General features: G+C 49.0%; 18 protein-coding genes. 16 read left to right on the top strand and 2 right to left on the bottom strand.

Annotation, left to right across the window (positions count from 1 at the left end; genetic code table 11):
- Positions 1 to 198: 198 nt before the first annotated feature.
- From ACNKW3_RS02560 to ACNKW3_RS02500, 13 genes are all read left to right on the top strand, one after another.
- Positions 199 to 525, top strand: a complete 327-nt coding sequence (locus ACNKW3_RS02560) for a hypothetical protein (protein ID WP_427397688.1) — start codon at positions 199 to 201, stop codon at positions 523 to 525.
- A gap of 15 nt (positions 526 to 540) precedes the next feature.
- Positions 541 to 960 carry a single-stranded DNA-binding protein gene (locus ACNKW3_RS02555; RefSeq protein ID WP_199467232.1) on the top strand — a complete coding sequence of 140 codons (420 nt, stop codon included), beginning with the start codon at positions 541 to 543 and terminating at the stop codon, positions 958 to 960.
- Between the two features lie 79 nt (positions 961 to 1,039).
- Positions 1,040 to 1,858 (top strand): phage recombination protein Bet, encoded by an 819-nt coding sequence (gene bet / locus ACNKW3_RS02550; RefSeq protein ID WP_000414662.1) that lies wholly within the window; start codon positions 1,040 to 1,042, stop codon positions 1,856 to 1,858.
- An 81-nt stretch (positions 1,859 to 1,939) separates the two neighbouring features.
- The gene (locus ACNKW3_RS02545) at positions 1,940 to 2,083 is read left to right on the top strand and encodes a hypothetical protein (protein ID WP_172780803.1); all 144 of its coding nucleotides are present in this window, start codon (positions 1,940 to 1,942) and stop codon (positions 2,081 to 2,083) included.
- A gap of 60 nt (positions 2,084 to 2,143) precedes the next feature.
- Entirely contained in the window at positions 2,144 to 3,160 is a 1,017-nt protein-coding gene (locus ACNKW3_RS02540; protein WP_427397687.1) for a YqaJ viral recombinase family protein, read from the top strand.
- A gap of 209 nt (positions 3,161 to 3,369) precedes the next feature.
- Positions 3,370 to 4,329 carry an AAA family ATPase gene (locus tag ACNKW3_RS02535; protein ID WP_007104990.1) on the top strand — a complete coding sequence of 320 codons (960 nt, stop codon included), beginning with the start codon at positions 3,370 to 3,372 and terminating at the stop codon, positions 4,327 to 4,329.
- A 2-nt stretch (positions 4,330 to 4,331) separates the two neighbouring features.
- Positions 4,332 to 5,096 carry a hypothetical protein gene (locus ACNKW3_RS02530; protein WP_427397710.1) on the top strand — a complete coding sequence of 255 codons (765 nt, stop codon included), beginning with the start codon at positions 4,332 to 4,334 and terminating at the stop codon, positions 5,094 to 5,096.
- Between the two features lie 98 nt (positions 5,097 to 5,194).
- Positions 5,195 to 6,148, top strand: coding sequence for a DUF3150 domain-containing protein (locus ACNKW3_RS02525; RefSeq protein WP_000027441.1), 954 nt, complete (start codon positions 5,195 to 5,197; stop codon positions 6,146 to 6,148).
- A gap of 61 nt (positions 6,149 to 6,209) precedes the next feature.
- Complete coding sequence (locus ACNKW3_RS02520; RefSeq protein ID WP_023584062.1) at positions 6,210 to 6,650, top strand: hypothetical protein; 441 nt, start codon at positions 6,210 to 6,212, stop codon at positions 6,648 to 6,650.
- 69 nt (positions 6,651 to 6,719) lie between these two features.
- Positions 6,720 to 8,375 carry a VWA domain-containing protein gene (locus ACNKW3_RS02515; RefSeq protein WP_427397686.1) on the top strand — a complete coding sequence of 552 codons (1,656 nt, stop codon included), beginning with the start codon at positions 6,720 to 6,722 and terminating at the stop codon, positions 8,373 to 8,375.
- Between the two features lie 85 nt (positions 8,376 to 8,460).
- Positions 8,461 to 8,958: a RadC family protein gene (gene radC, locus ACNKW3_RS02510; RefSeq protein WP_000791199.1), complete on the top strand. Its 498-nt coding sequence runs from the start codon at positions 8,461 to 8,463 to the stop codon at positions 8,956 to 8,958.
- Entirely contained in the window at positions 8,958 to 9,299 is a 342-nt protein-coding gene (locus ACNKW3_RS02505) for a plasmid-related protein (RefSeq protein ID WP_222772678.1), read from the top strand. Before radC ends, ACNKW3_RS02505 begins: the two co-directional genes overlap by 1 nt.
- A 91-nt stretch (positions 9,300 to 9,390) precedes the next feature.
- Positions 9,391 to 10,464 carry a DUF7146 domain-containing protein gene (locus ACNKW3_RS02500; protein ID WP_248953117.1) on the top strand — a complete coding sequence of 358 codons (1,074 nt, stop codon included), beginning with the start codon at positions 9,391 to 9,393 and terminating at the stop codon, positions 10,462 to 10,464.
- 184 nt (positions 10,465 to 10,648) lie between these two features.
- Here the strand turns inward: ACNKW3_RS02500 and ACNKW3_RS02495 are convergent, their stop codons facing one another.
- The gene (locus ACNKW3_RS02495) at positions 10,649 to 11,275 is read right to left on the bottom strand and encodes a glutathione S-transferase family protein (protein WP_115389053.1); all 627 of its coding nucleotides are present in this window, start codon (positions 11,273 to 11,275) and stop codon (positions 10,649 to 10,651) included.
- A gap of 242 nt (positions 11,276 to 11,517) precedes the next feature.
- On the opposite strand from ACNKW3_RS02495, the gene ACNKW3_RS02490 reads away from it, so the two are divergent.
- Both ACNKW3_RS02490 and ACNKW3_RS02485 read left to right on the top strand, forming a co-directional pair.
- Positions 11,518 to 12,120 carry a TetR/AcrR family transcriptional regulator gene (locus ACNKW3_RS02490; protein WP_165564670.1) on the top strand — a complete coding sequence of 201 codons (603 nt, stop codon included), beginning with the start codon at positions 11,518 to 11,520 and terminating at the stop codon, positions 12,118 to 12,120.
- 61 nt (positions 12,121 to 12,181) lie between these two features.
- Complete coding sequence (locus tag ACNKW3_RS02485) at positions 12,182 to 13,195, top strand: zinc-dependent alcohol dehydrogenase family protein (RefSeq protein WP_115389051.1); 1,014 nt, start codon at positions 12,182 to 12,184, stop codon at positions 13,193 to 13,195.
- Positions 13,196 to 13,208: 13 nt separating this feature from the next.
- Here ACNKW3_RS02485 and ACNKW3_RS02480 read toward each other — a convergent pair whose 3' ends face one another.
- A complete protein-coding gene (locus tag ACNKW3_RS02480; protein ID WP_427397685.1) occupies positions 13,209 to 14,120 on the bottom strand; it encodes a LysR family transcriptional regulator in 912 nt (303 codons plus the stop codon).
- 160 nt (positions 14,121 to 14,280) lie between these two features.
- On the opposite strand from ACNKW3_RS02480, the gene ACNKW3_RS02475 reads away from it, so the two are divergent.
- Complete coding sequence (locus ACNKW3_RS02475) at positions 14,281 to 15,246, top strand: aldehyde dehydrogenase family protein (protein WP_206194664.1); 966 nt, start codon at positions 14,281 to 14,283, stop codon at positions 15,244 to 15,246.
- The last annotated feature ends 193 nt before the right edge of the window (positions 15,247 to 15,439 follow it).

The raw sequence follows: 15,439 nt of genomic DNA, 5'->3' as shown, positions 1-15,439 counted from the left end.
AGAGCATGAGCTCAAAGGAAGCCCACCGCTGAGTTTTCTCAGTGGTACTAAGAGGTAGCTAGCCTCCTTAAACAAATAGCCTGCATGTTTTTACATGCTCAACCATGCGTTCCTTACGGTTCGCCTTTTCACCACCCAACTGGGGGAGTTTTCCCCAGTTGGGGGTGACTCCTTCACAACCAAATTAAGGAGTCACCAATGGAATATATCTTCGGATTTATTATCCAAATCGCAGGCATTATGTTGCTTGCAAAACTGAGCTGGTCGCTTTTGCGATTGGTTGCTCGTCAAAGCGTGCGCCCGTTTCGATTTGTACTTACTCAAATCAAGCGATTGCTCACACCAACACCAAAACGTCGTCCAATGGCGGTGCCTAAAGCTCCTGGTATGCCACGTTTGACACCTGCGTTTTACAAAGAGCCACATCAGTACGACATGGCTTTACTCGAAATACCAACCTATCTGCGTTGTCAGTCTTCTTTGCCTAACCGGGCAGAAACGACTGTGTGCACAGAGTTCAACTAAGACGAGGAGAACATCATGAAAAACCAAGTAACACTCATAGGCTACGTTGGCGCTGAGCCAGAGACGCGAGCCTATCCATCAGGTGATTTGGTGACCAGCATTTCGCTGGCCACTTCTGAGAAATGGCGCGACCGTCAATCCAATGAGCTCAAAGAGCATACGGAATGGCATCGGGTCGTTTTTCGAGATCGTGGTGGATTTAAGTTAGGGCTCAGGGCAAAAGATTTGATCCAAAAAGGAGCGAAGCTTTTTGTTCAAGGGCCTCAGCGCACGCGCTCATGGGAGAAAGATGGCATTAAGCATCGATTGACCGAAGTGGACGCGGACGAGTTTCTGCTACTGGATAGTGTGAACAAAGCATCTGAGCCATCAGCGGCGGATGATGCAGGCTCCCAAACTAATTGGGCACAAACTTATCCTGAACCAGATTTTTAACCGAGTGAAAACGCTTTAACCCAGCCGGGAGTACTTTCCCGTCAGGGTCAGACTCCCACTTTGATTGTCGGAGTCCACAATGGAAAAACCAAAGCTAATCCAACGCTTTGCTGAGCGCTTTAGTGTCGATCCAAACAAGTTGTTCGATACACTAAAAGCAACAGCATTCAAGCAACGTGACGGTAGTGCACCGACCAATGAGCAGATGATGGCGCTTTTGGTGGTTGCAGATCAGTACGGCTTGAACCCTTTCACCAAAGAGATTTTTGCGTTCCCTGATAAGCAAGCTGGAATTATTCCAGTGGTAGGTGTCGATGGATGGTCTCGCATCATCAATCAACACGACCAGTTTGATGGCATGGAGTTTAAGACTTCAGAAAACAAAGTCTCACTGGATGGCGCGAAAGAATGCCCTGAATGGATGGAATGCATCATCTATCGGCGCGACCGTTCGCACCCAGTCAAAATCACTGAGTACCTGGATGAAGTCTATCGACCGCCTTTTGAAGGTAACGGCAAAAATGGCCCTTACCGTGTAGATGGTCCATGGCAGACGCACACTAAGCGAATGCTAAGGCATAAATCCATGATCCAGTGTTCCCGCATTGCGTTTGGCTTTGTGGGAATTTTCGATCAAGACGAAGCGGAGCGAATTATCGAAGGCCAAGCAACACACGTTGTTGAGCCATCGGTGATTCCACCCGAGCAAGTTGATGATCGAACCCGAGGGCTTGTTTACAAGCTTATCGAGCGGGCGGAAGCTTCAAACGCTTGGAATAGTGCATTGGAATATGCCAATGAACATTTTCAAGGTGTTGAACTGACGTTTGCGAAACAAGAAATATTTAATGCACAGCAACAAGCAGCCAAAGCGCTCACACAGCCTTTAGCTTCTTAGCGCCACGCATTCATTTTACTAACCCTGGCGGGATTATTCTCCCGTCAGGGGGAAGGTCTCGTCTTTTTTTGGAGATCTTCCATGACTAAATCAGCCTCACTTTTTCGCTTGGTATTGGTTGTTGCCCTTGTCGTAGGTTCGATTCAAGCCGGTAAAGCGGCAATTGATTCGGTTCAAGCAAGTGTTGTTCAGCACCAAACAGCGTTAGTACAAGCTGCAAAGTAACCACTTAACCCTGAAGGGGAGTTCTCTCCTTCGGGGGAGTATCCCCTCAAAGGAGGCAATATGAAGGTTATCGACCTATCACAACGTACTCCTGCATGGCACCAGTGGCGCATTGCAGGGGTTACGGCATCTGAAGCCCCAATTATTATGGGGCGTTCACCCTACAAAACACCTTGGCGATTATGGGCAGAAAAAACCGGATTCGTATTACCGGAAGACCTGTCGAATAATCCAAATGTGCTTCGCGGTATAAGGTTGGAGCCTCAAGCAAGGCGAGCATTTGAGAATGCGCATAATGATTTTCTTCTGCCGTTATGTGCCGAAGCCGATCATAACGCAATCTTTCGAGCCAGCTTTGATGGCATCAACGATGCGGGCGAACCCGTTGAACTGAAATGTCCTTGCCAGTCAGTTTTTGAGGATGTGCAAGCTCACCGAGAACAAAGCGAGGCGTACCAGTTGTATTGGGTACAAGTACAGCATCAAATACTGGTCGCCAATAGCACGCGTGGTTGGTTGGTATTCTATTTTGAGGATCAACTGATTGAGTTTGAAATACAACGAGACGCGGCGTTCTTAACTGAGTTGCAAGAAACAGCGCTACAGTTTTGGGAGTTAGTACAGACCAAAAAAGAACCGTCAAAATGCCCTGAGCAAGATTGTTTTGTTCCCAAGGGTGAAGCCCAATACCGTTGGACATCGCTGTCTCGACAGTATTGCTCAGCACATGCCGAAGTGGTCCGACTGGAAAATTACATTAAATCTTTGAAAGAGGAAATGCGAGAAGCTCAGTCAAAATTGGTCGCCATGATGGGTAACTACGCTCATGCGGATTATGCTGGGGTCAAACTCAGCCGCTACATGATGGCGGGCACGGTGGACTATAAGCAATTGGCCACCGATAAGTTAGGCGAGCTGGATGAACAGGTTTTAGCCGCTTACCGAAAAGCGCCACAAGAGCGGTTGCGCATCAGCACCAATAAGCCAGAGCAGCCCGTTGAAACACCAATCAAAATCAGCCTTGAGCAAGAGAACTTGGTTCTGCCAGGTGACTCGCCGAGCTCATTTTATTTTTAACGTTCACTTGGAGCCGATTTCGGCTCCTTTCTCATGTGCTTACATCGAGTGCATCAGAAAGCAGTTTCACTCGTAGCCAATGCTGGGTACGAATGATAGAGCGAGCTGAACTCTTACATACACAGCCATACCACAATCAACACACTACCCGACGGGGACTTCATTCCCTGTTGGGGCATGGGGCCTCGTCAAAACAGATGAGGTTTACCATGACTGAACAATCTCCATTTTTGGTTCAAGTGAATCAAGCGTTTAATGTCCCGGCTCCTGATGCTTTCGTTCTGGAAGGATTTAGTGCCGACACTACCCATCCAAACATTCCCGTTCGCAAGGACGAGTATGTTTTTAGAAAAGAAGACTTACGTGACGTATTGGCGTTTTTGTCTAACCCAGACGGTGACGGTTTGTATATTACTGGCCCCACTGGATGCGGTAAGACCTCGCTAATTTGCCAAGTTGCTTCTCGATTGAATTGGCCTGTTCAGCAAATTACTGCGCACGGTCGATTGGAGTTGTCCGATCTTATCGGTCACCACACACTGGTTAATGGCAATATGACCTTTGTGTATGGGCCGCTGGCACTGGCTGTTAAGCATGGCCATTTGCTGATCATTAATGAAATGGATCTTGCTGAGCCTGCTGAACTGGCTGGGCTCAATGACATTTTGGAAGGTGCCCCGTTGGTCATCGCACAAAATGGCGGAGAGATCATCATGCCACATAACAAGTTTCGTTTTATCGCTACCGGTAACAGTGCGGGCAGCGGTGACCAGACGGGCTTGTATCAAGGTGTGCTTCAACAGAATTTGGCTTTCCTTGATCGCTTTAGAATCATTGAAGCGACCTATGCAGAGCCATCTGTAGAGGAAGCCATTCTGGAGAATGTTGCGCCGGGCTTGCCAGAAGTCTTTCGCCAAAAAATGGTGAAAGTAGCCGGTGACATTCGTCGTCTTTTTATTGGGGGCGCGGATGGCGGAGCAGAGCTTAGTATCACGATGTCCACTAGGACCTTGGTGCGCTGGGCAAAGTTAACACTTGCTTTTAAAGGCGCTCCTAACGCAGTGGAGTATGCACTGGTTCGGTCTTTGACGGCTCGTGCTGAGTTGGAGCAACGAGAAGCCATTCACCGTATTGCCGCTGATGTCTTCGGTGACCATTGGGAGGATTGATGATGGAAAAGTGCTTTGCTCTTTACCGTTACAGTCATTCTGATGGGACAGCCAAAGAATGGGCCATTTACGTTGGATCAGATACCAAGGAGATTGAAGTTCGGTTTGGAAAAGCCGGTCAATTATCGCAGCAGCGATTGATTGATTCGACTGATCCTAACGCTGAAGCAGACCGAAGAATCAATGAGAAAATCAACAAGGGTTATCGATTTGTTGGACAAGTCGGCATTGCTCATCAAGGGCGGCCATTTGAACTCTCAAATGCGCTAGATAGCGTCGCGTGCGCCAATAACGTCAGTTGGGAGTTTCGTACTCGCAAGGACGTCAATGGCCAAATCTCGCTGGCGCAAAAAGCGTTGTTCGATATGGCAAAGCTGCTTGAAGCCTATGGCTTGGCTGTCATTGGTGATAACCAGGTCAGGATTGGAGAATGGTCATTAGGGTTTTGCCAAAGCGGATTACCTAGTACCAATCAAATCAGCATGGTGTCAGGTGAAGGCGCTGGCATTGTTAACACTGATGATGGCCCGTGGCCATTGTTGCTGTTACTGGCCTTTAAGCGTCAATTACCACCTCTGTGTTCGCTCACAGTAGCGAGTCCTGAAGGGATAGAAGTATCCGACCAGCTGAAGTTGGAAAAAGATGTATTGCGGTTGCTAGGCAGTGATTTAGAGCGGGTTCGCCCGATTGCTGAAGCACTGGACTTAATGCCTGCGAAAATCGATCTCAACCAATCGTCGCCTGATTCGCAAAATTACTATTTCTGATAGTGATGTTGCCATTAGCGCGTCAACTACTACCACCCAAATGGGGGCCATTGCTCCTGTTGGGAGTGGTGCGTCCCCATCTCGCATGAGGATGCACTATGAGTATTCAAACCCTCGACAAACTTTTGATTTGTCACATCGACTGTTCCATCTGGAGCGGTAGAAAAAAACTAAGGCCTGAAGATTTCAGATTAGCCAATGGCAGCCAACTTCCACCGAAGGATGTTGCCAGCTTAGGGAGTAAAAAAATTTGCGACCCAGAGGCATTGGCGAACTTTGAAAGGCTTAAGAAAGAAGCACAGCGCTTGTGTGAGCAAGTCGGTGTGCGGTTTTTAGGTGGCTATGCCGTCCCTGAAGACCGAATTGATCAGATTGTTCCAGAGCTTGACCGGATCGGTCAGGAGTTTGCGCAGTGCAAGCAGTTGTTCTTGGACAACTATGATCAGGTGACTTTTGACTGGGTTGCAAAACACCCGGAATTTGCAGATGCAATCCGGCGTGCGCTGTCACCCATCGAAGACGTGGAACAACGGCTTCAGTTCGATTATGCCATTTATCGAATGCAACCAGCTGAACAAGCTGGTGGCTTAGATGACAAGGTCAATGGTATGGGACACACCCTCTTTAGGGAGGTGGCTCGTGATGCCAATGAACTGTTTGAGCGTTCCGTTGCAGGTAAGAATCAAATCAGCCAGCGAGCCCTTAATCCTCTCAAGCGATTAAGAGACAAGTTGGATGGTTTGTCATTCCTGGATCACCGAGTTCAGCCAATGGTTGAAGCGATGGACAATTTATTTGTTCGTCTGCCGAAGACCGGCCCTGTGACAGACAATCTCTATCACGAACTGATGGCGACCATTTTAATTTTGTCTGATCCAGACAAGATGAGAATGCACGGTGAAGGTCAATTGGATATCAGGCAACTGATGCCCAAACCTGAACCTAAACCCGCACAGCCAGTATCTGCTCAGGCAGATAACTTACGTGCAATACCACAACCAACCGTCAGACCGAACCTTGGTTCGACTGTACCAAACTCATTTTATTTCTAACGTCCTTGAGGGCATGTTGCCCTGAAGGGCGCATGTCCTCTGAACTATGTAAGAGGAAATTATGCAATCAACCATCCATAACCCCAGCCAACTGAACCAGTTTGAACCACATTTTCGTGGTGTGACTGATGCTGTTGAAAGCGAATCGATACCAGAAGTGGCGTGTTGTCGAGCGTTAGTACAACGGTCGTACTCAACACATAGTGTTTTGATCCCCAAGAACCCTGTGCTGATCGCAGATGCGGACGGGCAAGGTGTTTGGGTCACGGCCATGGTATTTGTTCCAAACATGGCATTGCAGCAAACCGCTTTTGAGCGGGCCTGGCTGCAATATCAACACGAGGTGTCTACTCAGTTACAAGACCAGTACGGTCTGACATTGGATGACATCCTGAGTTTAGACCAGCTTAAAACGTCATTTGAACAGCACGAGAGTCCAGCTCAATTGGTGGCTTGGTTAGGTCAAAAATACGACCTGGATAAGCTAAAAGCACAGGTTTAAACATCCACATTCCCAGCGGGGAAACGCTCCCGCTGAGGGAGTATTCCCCCTAATGATTAGGAGACTCCCATGAATCATCCATTAAAAAACGCACTGCCAATCGTTGCCGCCGCTTATGGCGAAAAGTTTGGTGTGAAGGTGCTTATTCAAGGACAAGATGCGTTTACCGATGGTGAGCGGATTGTGATCCCAACAGCAAACCCAGACGACCCACACTATCAACAGATAGCTTGGGGTTATCTGGCTCATGAAGCGGCGCATATTCGGCATACTAATTTTGAAATGGTGCAGAAGGCGTCGTCCAAACCGATCCGTAAGGCACTTCTCAATATCATTGAGGACGTTCGCATTGAAAACGAATTGGGAAAGGATTACCCCGGAACCCGGCGCAGTATTTCGCAAGTGATTGAGTACATGGTGGAAACTCAGCAGATGTGTGTACCTGAACAGCTTGAGCCTGCATCTAACTTGCAAGCCTGGTTGTTGTTCCGCTTGAGATGCCATTTTCTCGGTCAGAAAGCACTGACGCCTTTGTATCAAGCAGTCGATGAAAGAGTGAGACAACTCTTTCCTGCCGCAGCGATGAGCCGGTTAAGCGCCATGCTGACAGCAGTGCCTAGCCTAGCGTCTACAGGTGAAGTGCTGAAACTTGTCGATGCCATCGTTGCCATGTTGGAAGAAGAATCTCGTCCACCACAGGATGAGTCGGATGCTGATAACGGTAATGACATTGGACAAGATGCGAGTAATGACAGCAATAACAGTAGTGACAGTCAAACCCCGGAAGCAGACTCGTCTGCAATGGGGGATGCTGCTGAAACGGGGGATTCAGATAACTCTGATCAAGCTGACAATTTGCGACAAGCCTTAGAGGCCAGTGCCGCTCAGTTTGAACCCGATACCTTTGCCCAAGTGGCAGAAGTGTTGTCGGAACAAGCTGAAGGACATCAGGGTGTCACTCCACTCAGTTTGCCCCAAGCAGAGCACGCTATGTTGGGTGATGAGGCGATCTTGACCTTTTCGGCGTCTGAGTCCGCTCAAATTCGAGCCCGACTTAGGGGCATGGTTCAGTCCAGTCAGGACAATCGGAATCATGCCAAAAGGCACGGTCTTCGAGTTGCAACCCATCGTCTTGCCGCTTCACAAGCCGGTGAGTCGAGATTGTTTATTCAAAGGCAACCTCGCATTGCGCCCAATGCTGCTGTGCACTTGCTGGTCGATATATCGGGTTCAATGGGTAAACCCATTGGCGAAGGTAATCGAAAGTACTTTCATGTTGCCAATGAAGCCGCTTTGGCTTTGGCCATGGCACTGGAAGGCATACCGGGTGTTGTACCTGCGGTCAGTTATTTTCCTGGTATTCATCAGGAAGTTTCTATCGCGTTATTGCCCAAGCAATCGGTTCGACATCGGGCCGCCTGTTTTGACCAAAAACCACGAGGTTGTACGCCTATGGCACAAGCAATGTGGTTTGCGGCAAACAGTTTGTTAGCGCAAAAACAGAAGCGAAAGCTAATGATAGTGCTAACGGATGGTGACCCAGATGATTGGGCTGCCACGCATGACATTGTTGACCGGTGCAGACGCAGTGGCTTTGAGCTGCTGGGGATCGGGATTCAAACACGCAGTGTTGAGAAATTCTTTCCTCAAAGCATTGTGATTAATGACGTCAAAGATCTAAAGCGTGAGTTATTCGAAGTAACACAACAACTGTTAATTCAGTAACCACATCAATTATACCACCCTGCGGGGACGATTCCGTCCCCTTCAGGGCATGGGTTCGTCTCCGCTTTTTTTTGTGGAGACTCCTATGAAAAACAAAAAGTTCTTAGCTGGCGAAGAAGCCGGTACTTACATCGTTCCTGAGCAAGTGACTGAAGCGGATATTTTAGATATGGCGCTCAAGCTTGCCCGTGGTCGATTGAGTAAAGGTCGCAAAATTGAACAGCCATCATCGGCGTTCTCATACCTGCAAACACTGATGCACGAGTATGAGCACGAAGTCTTTGGCGTGCTGTTTCTTGATACAAAGCATCGCGTTATTCGATTTGAAGAGCTGTTCAAAGGCACTTTAGATGCGGCGAGCGTGTATCCAAGGGAAGTAACAAAGCGTGCGCTAGAGCTTAATGCGGCAGCAGTGATACTGGTTCATAACCATCCATCGGGTGATCCTGAGCCCAGTGAAGCTGATAAACGCATAACTCATCGACTCCGTGACGCCTTGTCACTTGTTGATATTCGAACGCTTGACCATGTCGTGGTCGCATCCGAGGGCTGCGTTTCGCTTGCTGAACGCGGTTATCTTTAATGAATGGGCGCATTGCCCATTCTCCTACATCACAAAAGCAGTCCCATCGACACACGTCATCACAGCTCGAATTTCTATTTGAGTTTGATGATGCCCCAGTCACTTGGTCTGACACGGAAATCTGGCAGTTACGCGAAGGCATTCTATTGGATGCGATCCGAGTATTGCTGGATGGTCGTGTCAGTACTCGGTTGCGCAAGGATGTGTTGTCGTGGATTCAAAATGACGAAATAGCGCCATTTTGCTTTCGTGTTTGCGCGATGGCTGCGGTTGTCGATCCTGATGTGCTTCGTGATTCCATCATGTGTCTATTAGGACGACATGGTATCCAGCTTGACTAACGTTCCTGCATTAACCAAACGGCTCAATGCAGGACCCAAGCTGACTTTTACCACCAGTGGTAGGAGTCGGCTTTTTACTTAAGGAGGTTATATGGCGTTACCTTTACAGATTGAAACAGTGAGGCCATATCTTAATGGCCAATGGCTTCAAGTCTTGGCGGCATTGGTGCCAGAACTTGATGCCGCTATTGCTCGAAAAGGCCGTCATGTGGCTTGCCCTGTTCATGGCGGTCGTGATGGCTTTAGGCTATTCAAAGATGCTGAATATACCGGAGGTGGCGTTTGTAACACCTGCGGGATTTTTCATGATGGTTTTGAACTGTTGTCTTGGATTAATGGATGGAACTTTGCTCAGTCTGTTGAAGCAATCGGCCAGGTTCTTGGTATTCAACCCGGACAAATACAAGCACCTATTCGGCCAATACCGAGTAACGCAGTTGATTGGAGGGCTAGAAAGCAGGACGAGGACAAAGCGATTATCCATCGCTTGAATCAAACTTGGGGAGAAACGTTATCTCTTGCAGATACTCGTGCGCAACCGGTTTGGAACTACTTGCATCGTCGTGGCATTGTTACGCGGCTTCGTCCTGAATGGGATTCGGTGCTGAGGTTTCATCCAAACTTGCCTTACCATGATGAAGATGGTCTGTTTATCGATAGCTACCCAGCGCTGCTAGGTAAAATCGTCACGCAGCAACGGCGTTCGGCCACGTTCCATCGGATCTACCTAAGTGAAGATGGATTCAAAGCGCCGGTCGAAAAGCCTAAAAAGATGATGCCGATACCAAGTGACAGAACAATCACTGGTGGTGCCATTCCGATTGGTGAGCCTGGTGAGGTACTAGGTGTTTCTGAAGGCATCGAAACAGCTTTAGCGGTTACCAGGGTTACGGGACAGACATGTTGGTCGGTTGTGAATGCAACGCTACTGGCTAGGTTTGAACCACCAAGTAATGTGAAAATGCTGTACATCTGGGCAGACCACGATCTCTCTGAGACTGGCCTGAATGCAGCGAATGAACTCAAGAAAAAAGCCTGGCAGAAAGGCGTTCTGACACAAGTCCTAATCCCTCCGATACCAACGTCACTCGGCGTGAAAAGTTGGGATTGGAATGATGTTCTGAATGTTTACGGTGCCATAGGCTTTCCGAAAGTTCATATCTGATCCAAGGGGCTTCGGCCCCTTTTTTTGCGCCTTGCATATTTGAAAAAACATGGAGAATGAAAAACAGATAACCAATTGGAGAAACAAACATGATGGTATTAACTCTGTTAACAAAGCAGATTGATGGGAAAGCTCGGCCATTGAAGAGGTGCTAAACACCTCAATCAGACCTACAGGTTTTATACTAGTTGGCTAAACGGTAGGTACCACCTCTGGTTAAGGCAGATTGGTATGCGGGGCGGGCTTGGAGCCGTTTGATCCAAGCTGTCAGGTTGGGGCGTTGGTGTAATAGACCAAATGAGCCTGCAATCTCCCCAACAAAGCTCATCTGGATATCTGCGGCACTGAACAGTTCATCTAGCAGAAAGGTTTTACCCTCCAACGAAGCTTCAACAAAACCCAAATGATTATCTAGTTCGCTGTTTATGCGCGGCTGCAGAGCTGCACCTCCATCTCCCAGAGGATCAACATAAACCTTCAACAGCAGAGGAAGCATTGCTGATCCCTCAGCGTAGTGAAGCCATTGCACATATTGCTCATACGCCCGGCTTTCAGGAGTAGGGTGCAGGAGGTCTCCAGCATATTTTCTGATGAGATAATCAATAATTGCCCCGGATTCATGGATGATGAAATTGCCGTCTTCAATGACCGGCGACTTACCTAATGGGTGAATGTGCAACAGCTCTGGTGGCGCCAAATGTGTAACCGAATCACGCTCATAGCGTTTAATGTCGTACTCAAGGCCTAGCTCTTCGAGCAACCAGAGAATACGCTGTGAGCGCGAATCGTTTAAGTGATGAATGAGGATCATATATAACTCCGGAAGATTTGTGCGAGATGAGTGAAGAGGCGGTTTTGCTGGGTGACTACCCACTCAAGTGTTAGATTGTTACTATCTCACATCATATACGACCAGTCTAATCATAATGCACCGCCGTCTTGCAGCCAAGCGTAATAAAAGTATTCGGTCGAGCGTTTGTTTTCCATAGGTTTCCGTGCACAACCAGAGTCTCTAGTCTAGACAATTGGTCTAGTCCGGCTTAGAATCTACCTATGAAATCAAAAGTTAATGTTCACGATGTACGTAGTCATATCTTGGAAACCGGCCAGTGTATTATCAGTGGTAAAGGGTTTAGTGCTGTCGGATTGAGCGAAATTCTGAAGACCGCTGATGTGCCTAAAGGGTCCTTTTATCATTATTTTGGATCCAAAGAGGCCTTTGGTGAGGAATTACTAAAGAGCTATTTTTCCGGCTACCAAGCGTCTCTGGAGGCACTGCTCTCTCGACCGGGTTTGTCCGGAGCAGAGCGATTGATGAGTTACTGGGAAGCCTGGCTGGAAACTCAGTCGGCCTGCGACCCGAAAGGCAAGTGTCTGGCGGTCAAACTTGCAGCCGAAGTTAGCGATTTATCCGAAACTATGCGTATTGTGTTGCAGCAGGGAACAGATCGAGTTATCGCAAGACTTGCCCGAGCGGTTGAAGACGGCATTGCTGATGGCTCGTTATCTGCTCATCTGGATGCGAAAACGACAGCGTCAACTCTCTATCAATTATGGTTGGGTGCGAGCTTGCGTGCGAAAATCACACGCAGCCGTGAGCCCATGGAGTCTGCGTTTGAGGCAACACAAGGTTTGCTGGGGTTAAAAAAGAACTAATCGGTAAAAATTTTCATCCAGTTATAGACGACCAGTCTATTTATAAAAATAGGGAATCCTTATGAGAGCAGTTGTTCTGCGGGCCCCGGGTGGGCTGAATCAATTAGAGCTGAGAGATCTGCCCGATCCTGGTCAACCTGGAGTGGGACAGATACGCGTGGCAATACATGCAACCTCCCTCAATTTCCACGACTTACTGGTCGCTAATGGGAGTATCCCAACCACTGATGGGCGAATTCTAATGTCTGACGGTGCGGGAGTGGTCGAGGCTGTGGGTGAAGGCGTGACTGAGTTCGCTGTTGGCGAAAGTGTTGTGTCTAGTTTTTTCCCTCAATGGCAGGACGGTCGCGCATTTGATGATGTGGGCAGTTTCCGAAGAACGCCAGGTGATGGAATAGACGGTTACGCGACTGAGTATGTGGTGCGGCCAGCACACTATTTTACCCATGCGCCTTCGTGTTGGGGCCATTCCGAAGCAGCGACGATCACCACAGCTGGCCTGACAGCATGGCGGGCTTTGGTGGTTGAGGGGGGAATCAAGGCCGGTGATAGTGTGCTGTTGCTCGGCACCGGGGGGGTATCTATTGCAGCCTTACAGATTGCCAGAGCCATGGGCGCGCGCGTCATCGTAACCTCCTCCTCTGACAAAAAGCTTGAAAGGGCTCGGTCTCTTGGGGCAACCGATGTTATTAACTATCGGACGAATCCTGATTGGGGTACTGAAGTGCTCGAATTGACGAATGGACGGGGTGTTGACCACGTTGTTGAGGTCGGTGGACCTGGCACGCTTGCACAGTCCTTGCAGGCGGTTCGCGTTGGCGGCCACGTAGCTTTGATTGGCGTGTTGACAGGACGAGGTGGCGATGTACCCACCTCGTTGTTGATGGCCAAACAGGCTCGCTTGCAAGGGTTGGTGGTTGGCAGCCGTCGTCAGCAGCAGGAATACGTTGCAGCGTTGAAACAAAACAATCTTCGCCCAGTGATCGACTGCAGTTTCCCTCTAGATCGTTTAGCGGATGCTTTTCGGCTTCAGGAAAGTGGTAGCCACTTTGGCAAAATCGTTGTTGAGTGGTAGCCGCAGGGCACTCCTATAGTTTAGTGCTTTCTTGCGCCGGGAATGCCTGCTGGAGAAGTGACAGTATCCACTTGTGCAGCGGGTCCCGGCTTGAGCAAGGGTGCCATGCGGCAATGACATCGAAGCAGGGTGGCGAGTCATCGAGCAGGATCGGACGAACCAGCGGATTCGGCAGAATGCGTGAGGGCAGGAAGGCTATGCAGTCGGTTGAGGCGATACAGGCCGGTGCAGCTGAGAAGCTCGGTACCGACATGACGATATTTCGGCTGTAGCCCTTGCTCGCAAACCAGTCATCCGCTGAACCGATCAGGTTTGCCCTTGTCGGGGAGACGATAATCTGAGGCAAGTCGGCAATGTCTCCAATGGAGAGTTGCCGGTTTTGCAATGGAGAGTCGCTCCTTGTTACGCAGATGTGGTGCTCGGAGAACAACCATTTCGTTTGACAATTATTGGGGACGAACGCCGGAAAGGTTAAAGCCAGATCGAGGTCTCCAGAGGTCAGGAGCGGATACAGTCTATCGCTTTCAAAGTCCCTGATAATCAGCTTTAGCCCTGGAGCTTGAGCTCTTACCTTCGCCATCAACCTGGGCAATATAACTGCCACAGCATAATCCGTTGCGGATATCGCAAAGGTCGTTTGCACCTCGGCAGGATCGAACCTGTCAGGCGGTGCTAATGCCGCAAGACTCTCGAACACTGCATTTACTCTTGGCTCAAGCTGTTCGGCGAGTGGCGTGGGAATGATGCCCTGTGCGGAGCGCAAGAATAGATGATCTTGAAACGTGTCCCTTAGCTTGCTCAGTTGAGCGCTTACAGCCTGCTGAGTAAGGCCCATCTGGGCGGCGGCACGTGTCACGTTTCGCTCTTTTAAGAGTGCTTTAAAGACCCGTAGCTGCTTTAGGTCGATCAGACTAATATCATTCATATTTGTATTTGTAACAAATAATTACTGTTTCTGTTTGTGATATTACCACCGTAACATTGCCCTTGTCATGACTCGGTACCAGGTGCACGCGCAATTTTGAGTGCTAGTTCGCTATGGATTGTGTTTGGAAACGATGTTTCGGCAAAGGTAGGAGCAGAGAATGAGTCATAGTGCCACTAAAGAGAAAGCGCTAGAGAATATTAAGCCTAGCTATCGAATGCTAATTGGCGGGCAATGGGTAGACAGCCGGTCTCGCCGGATGATCCCAACGGTTAGCCCTGCCACAGGAGAAACATTCTCACATTTGCAGATGGCCAGTAGCGAAGACGTGGATTTGGCTGTAAAGGCTGCTCGTGAGGCTTTTCCCCGTTGGAGCAGCACATCTCCGATGGAGCGTCAGCGCGCGTTGCTCTCGATAGCGGACTTGCTTGAGGCTCGAGCACAAGAGTTTGCGTACTTAGAAACTCTGGATAACGGTAAGCCTTTGCGGGAATCCAGCCAAATCGATATCCCGCTGGCCGTTGATCATTTTCGTTATTTCGCGGGTGTTGTTCGCTCGCATAGCGACGAGGCAACGCAACTTGATAATCAGACTCTGAGTTTGGTGTTGAGTGAGCTTATAGGTGTCGTCGGGCAGATTATTCCGTGGAACTTTCCTCTGTTGATGGCGGCCTGGAAGTTGGCTCCGGCCCTAGCGGCTGGCAACACGGTTGTTATCAAACCATCAGAGATGACCTCGATTACTTTGCTCACTTTGGGAGAGATTCTTAACGAAGTATTACCTCAAGGAACCGTCAACATTGTTACCGGCGACGGTCCTGAGGCTGGACAAGCGCTACTTGATCACCCCGATGTCGACAAGTTGGCATTTACCGGATCGACAGCCGTTGGATATCGCGTAGCTAAAGCCGCGGCTGAAAAGCTAATACCGGCGACTCTAGAGCTGGGTGGAAAATCGGCCAACATTGTGTTCCCGATGCGAATATCGAGAAGGCTTTGGAAGGGATTATCATATCGATTTTCCTCAATTAGGGAAAAGTGTGTGAGTCCGGCGCTTGACTGTTTGTCCATCGGGCTATCTTTGACGAATTTATTGGTGTGCTTAAGGAGCGTTTTGAGGAGATAAAAGTTGGAGATCCTTGGACCTTAACACTCAAATGGGAAGGCAGTTCAGCCAGCAACAGATGGAAAGGATCCTCGGCTATATCGATCTGGCGACTCAGGAAGGCGCAAGGATAATTATTGCGGGAGCGACTGGTTGTTGCGAGTCTGGCCCGTAGTTGCTTTATCTCTCCGACGATTATTGTAGATGCCAGCAA

Origin of the sequence: Glaciecola sp. 1036 (genome assembly GCF_050306235.1) — a bacterium.
GTDB lineage: Bacteria > Pseudomonadota > Gammaproteobacteria > Enterobacterales > Alteromonadaceae > Glaciecola.
Note: the sequence above shows the minus strand (reverse complement) of the source record. Positions and strands in the feature narration are given on the sequence as shown.

Excerpts from the sequence above, each read along its gene's own strand:
- bet (WP_000414662.1), top strand. The coding sequence starts at position 1,040 with ATGGAAAAACCAAAGCTAATCCAACGCTTTGCTGAGCGCTTTAGTGTC.
- ACNKW3_RS02520 (WP_023584062.1), top strand. The coding sequence starts at position 6,210 with ATGCAATCAACCATCCATAACCCCAGCCAACTGAACCAGTTTGAACCA.
- ACNKW3_RS02545 (WP_172780803.1), top strand. The coding sequence starts at position 1,940 with ATGACTAAATCAGCCTCACTTTTTCGCTTGGTATTGGTTGTTGCCCTT.
- ACNKW3_RS02490 (WP_165564670.1), top strand. The coding sequence starts at position 11,518 with ATGAAATCAAAAGTTAATGTTCACGATGTACGTAGTCATATCTTGGAA.
- ACNKW3_RS02540 (WP_427397687.1), top strand. The coding sequence starts at position 2,144 with ATGAAGGTTATCGACCTATCACAACGTACTCCTGCATGGCACCAGTGG.
- ACNKW3_RS02500 (WP_248953117.1), top strand. The coding sequence starts at position 9,391 with ATGGCGTTACCTTTACAGATTGAAACAGTGAGGCCATATCTTAATGGC.
- ACNKW3_RS02495 (WP_115389053.1), bottom strand. The coding sequence starts at position 11,275 with ATGATCCTCATTCATCACTTAAACGATTCGCGCTCACAGCGTATTCTC.
- ACNKW3_RS02535 (WP_007104990.1), top strand. The coding sequence starts at position 3,370 with ATGACTGAACAATCTCCATTTTTGGTTCAAGTGAATCAAGCGTTTAAT.
- ACNKW3_RS02475 (WP_206194664.1), top strand. The coding sequence starts at position 14,281 with ATGAGTCATAGTGCCACTAAAGAGAAAGCGCTAGAGAATATTAAGCCT.
- ACNKW3_RS02515 (WP_427397686.1), top strand. The coding sequence starts at position 6,720 with ATGAATCATCCATTAAAAAACGCACTGCCAATCGTTGCCGCCGCTTAT.
- ACNKW3_RS02480 (WP_427397685.1), bottom strand. The coding sequence starts at position 14,120 with ATGAATGATATTAGTCTGATCGACCTAAAGCAGCTACGGGTCTTTAAA.
- ACNKW3_RS02560 (WP_427397688.1), top strand. The coding sequence starts at position 199 with ATGGAATATATCTTCGGATTTATTATCCAAATCGCAGGCATTATGTTG.
- ACNKW3_RS02525 (WP_000027441.1), top strand. The coding sequence starts at position 5,195 with ATGAGTATTCAAACCCTCGACAAACTTTTGATTTGTCACATCGACTGT.
- radC (WP_000791199.1), top strand. The coding sequence starts at position 8,461 with ATGAAAAACAAAAAGTTCTTAGCTGGCGAAGAAGCCGGTACTTACATC.
- ACNKW3_RS02485 (WP_115389051.1), top strand. The coding sequence starts at position 12,182 with ATGAGAGCAGTTGTTCTGCGGGCCCCGGGTGGGCTGAATCAATTAGAG.
- ACNKW3_RS02505 (WP_222772678.1), top strand. The coding sequence starts at position 8,958 with ATGAATGGGCGCATTGCCCATTCTCCTACATCACAAAAGCAGTCCCAT.
- ACNKW3_RS02530 (WP_427397710.1), top strand. The coding sequence starts at position 4,332 with ATGGAAAAGTGCTTTGCTCTTTACCGTTACAGTCATTCTGATGGGACA.
- ACNKW3_RS02555 (WP_199467232.1), top strand. The coding sequence starts at position 541 with ATGAAAAACCAAGTAACACTCATAGGCTACGTTGGCGCTGAGCCAGAG.